This window comes from Endozoicomonas atrinae, assembly GCF_001647025.1.
GTDB lineage: Bacteria > Pseudomonadota > Gammaproteobacteria > Pseudomonadales > Endozoicomonadaceae > Endozoicomonas > Endozoicomonas atrinae.
The window spans coordinates 1-2,161 of sequence record NZ_LUKQ02000473.1 but is presented as its reverse complement, the minus strand read 5'-3'; the positions used below and the strand labels follow the sequence as shown (position 1 = coordinate 2,161).

Annotated in this window: 4 protein-coding genes and 1 pseudogene; 4 read left to right on the top strand and 1 reads right to left on the bottom strand. The window is 47.9% G+C overall.

Features of this window, described 5'->3' with window-relative positions:
* Window positions 1–20: 20 nt before the first annotated feature.
* The 4 genes and pseudogenes from AK963_RS36950 to AK963_RS28055 form a co-directional block, all read left to right on the top strand.
* A pseudogene (locus tag AK963_RS36950) lies at window positions 21–71 on the top strand (hypothetical protein); the annotation flags it as partial.
* 269 nt (window positions 72–340) lie between these two features.
* Complete coding sequence (locus AK963_RS36150; protein WP_238593878.1) at window positions 341–622, top strand: hypothetical protein; 282 nt, start codon at window positions 341–343, stop codon at window positions 620–622.
* Window positions 623–639: 17 nt separating this feature from the next.
* On the top strand, window positions 640–1,092 hold the full coding sequence (locus AK963_RS28060; protein ID WP_083232935.1) for a hypothetical protein: 453 nt from the start codon (window positions 640–642) through the stop codon (window positions 1,090–1,092).
* Between the two features lie 43 nt (window positions 1,093–1,135).
* Window positions 1,136–1,450, top strand: a complete 315-nt coding sequence (locus tag AK963_RS28055) for a hypothetical protein (RefSeq protein ID WP_066018603.1) — start codon at window positions 1,136–1,138, stop codon at window positions 1,448–1,450.
* A 2-nt stretch (window positions 1,451–1,452) separates the two neighbouring features.
* Here AK963_RS28055 and AK963_RS28050 read toward each other — a convergent pair whose 3' ends face one another.
* Window positions 1,453–1,878 (bottom strand): hypothetical protein, encoded by a 426-nt coding sequence (locus tag AK963_RS28050; RefSeq protein WP_066018602.1) that lies wholly within the window; start codon window positions 1,876–1,878, stop codon window positions 1,453–1,455.
* Between the last annotated feature and the right edge of the window lie 283 nt (window positions 1,879–2,161).

Here is a 2,161-nt window from a genome sequence, read left to right as displayed (position 1 = left end):
CCAAAAATACGGTTCACCGCATTCTGCGCAACCGGATCTATATCGGGGAGATTGGCAACAAGGGCGAATGGTACCCCGGTGAGCATGAACCGATTATCCCCATGGACTTATGGGCAAAGGCTCATGGCACTTTCGATGTCCATGCCCAGCTGCGCGCCAGAGCATCCAGAAACCGCAACAATCCCTCCTTTCTCAAAGGTTTACTGATGAGACCTGATGGTTTAGCCATGACCACCAGCAGTACCCGCAAAAACGGCCAGCTGTTTCGTTATTACGTGACCGGCACCAGTCAGAAACAGGGGGCCAAAACAGCCCGCTACCGCCGCTGTCGGCCCGCACGTTGGAACTTATGGTGCTGGAGGAGATACGGAAACGGCTGGCTAGCCCGGAGTTGCTATTCAGGGTGTGGCAGCGGGCCAGTGAACAGGATGGCAATCTCGATGAAAACACCATTCGGGCCGCACTGGGTGATCTGGCTTCGGTATGGGACGAGCTGTTCGCTCCGGAAAAACGACGCCTGACAGAACTGTTAATCAAACGCATTGAACTGGCCGCAGAGCAAGTCACCGTTTACTTCCGGCCTGACGGCATGAATGCCGTTGCCATTGAACTACAACCATAAACTGCAAGGAGAGCCCCATGGCCATTGTCAAAAAAGCCGGAGAAGAGACCGTTGAATTTCTGGAAGAAGAAAACCTGATCAAAGTAACCATTCCCATCAAGATTATACGCCGGGGTGGTAAGAGCACGATCAAAACACCGGATGGTATGGTTGGCCATGAAGAGATGGAAGCCCTTCAGAAAGCGCTTATTCAAGGACACCGCTGGATCAAACTGCTGGAAGACGGGAAGTTCAAGAGCGTCCGGGAATTGGCAGACAGGGAGAAAACCGACAAAGCCAAAATCTCCAAGTTCATCCGCCTGACCTGCCTGGCTCCCGATATTCAGGAAGCCATTCTCTGTAACACTGGGACATGGGTATTAACACTGAAGGACTGCCTGAAGCCATTCCCAATGCTGTGGTCAGACCAACGTGACCACTTTATAAAGCTCGCAATTGTAGCCCCTGATACACCTGCACTTGGTACATAAAGATCGCTATAATCGCAAAGCACCTTTGTGAGCGAGAATAACTATGTCCTTCAAGACAGAACCTACTGGCTATATTAAAACAGCAGTCTCAGACCTTCAGGGCACATGGGAAAATCTTAAGGATGCCGTTGTCGAGGATTTTGGATTTGAGAACTCAGACAAACTCATATTCCACATTCATGAAGGTATGAGCTGGGAGGTAGTTCGAGACTTAGAAAGAATGAAGGAAGCCATCATTCTAATTCAGAACATCGCCAAGACTTCTGAGACTCCCAGCGAGGTTATCTTCTGGATTGAAGAACTACGTAGCCAGTTTACTGAAACCCTGGCTGCGATCAATAATGGTGAAGCAAAATAGGATCAGCAGGCTAGCTCGCTTACTTTTGATTCCTCAAGCAGGTGAAACTCACGCAAAAATTCCTTCCTATCCTGCATGAACTTTCTATGCTCTGGGTGCGCCAATGATCTCCTATTTTCAGAAAAGGCTGGAGCAATCACACCCCAATTCGAGTTTCGGGCAAAGAAGATAACAACGTCCACATTACTATCTGACCATTGGTTGTGAACCACATGGTCGTCCCCTTTTGCCTCCACCGTTTTCACCTGTATTCGATAAAAACTTGGGCCATCAGAAATCAGAATATCGGTTTGGTGGCCATGATCCAGAATTGGCAGAAATACTTGCCATCCATCCTGCATGAGCCAGCTGACAACCATACTCTCAAATGATGTATTTTTTAGTGCCTGATGTGTGCCAGCTTTAGTCTGAGTCATTCTTCTTGGCATTTGTTTCCCTTGATGCCGTTATGTTTGGTTGCACTTATACGACAGAATGAAAAAGTTCGCTAGCAGTTCACAGCGCCTACCGGAAAAACGCCTGCGAACCACCGGCGCGACATCCAGCAAAATTAAAACTAAAGCACTGATATTAAAAGACTAATAATACCAATCGCATTTTCTAAATCCTTAAGCTGCCGCCAACTATGCTTAGGCATCATTACCATGCATTATCTAGAACAGATGTCTCGTCGACCACAGCTACCCGAAGGTTTTAATGATGTTGATTTTC